The organism is Nitrincola tibetensis (genome assembly GCF_003284585.1).
GTDB lineage: Bacteria > Pseudomonadota > Gammaproteobacteria > Pseudomonadales > Balneatricaceae > Nitrincola > Nitrincola tibetensis.
This window is the reverse complement of the sequence record NZ_QKRX01000052.1, coordinates 1-520: the sequence shown is the minus strand read 5'-3', so window position 1 is coordinate 520 and position 520 is coordinate 1. Positions and strand designations below refer to the sequence as shown.

The following is a 520-nucleotide window of genomic DNA, read 5'->3' as shown; positions in this document are numbered from 1 at the left end:
CTCCCCTCACAGGGGTTCTTTTCGCCTTTCCCTCACGGTACTGGTTCACTATCGGTCAGTCAGGAGTATTTAGCCTTGGAGGATGGTCCCCCCATCTTCAGACAGGATATCACGTGTCCCGCCTTACTCGTTTTCACTGCAATTAGGTTTTCAAATACGGGGCTATCACCCTCTACGGCTGCTCTTTCCAGAGCATTCTTTTAACCACAATGCAGCTTAAGGGCTGCTCCCCGTTCGCTCGCCGCTACTTAGGGAATCTCGGTTGATTTCTTTTCCTTCGGGTACTTAGATGTTTCAGTTCCCCGAGTTCGCCTCTAAAAGCCTATGTATTCAGCTTAAAGATACCTAATAAATTAGGTGGGTTTCCCCATTCGGACATCTCCGGATCAAAGTCTGTTTGCCGACTCCCCGAAGCTTTTCGCAGGCTACCACGTCCTTCATCGCCTCTGACTGCCAAGGCATCCACCGTGCACGCTTATTCACTTGACCATATAACCCGAAGGCGTCTGTTCAATTGATT

The 520-nt window shown here is 49.6% G+C and carries 1 rRNA gene; it reads right to left on the bottom strand.

Annotated elements, in window-relative coordinates:
• Positions 1-489: ribosomal RNA gene (locus tag DN062_RS18445) — 23S ribosomal RNA — on the bottom strand; the annotation flags it as partial.
• Positions 490-520: the final 31 nt, after the last annotated feature.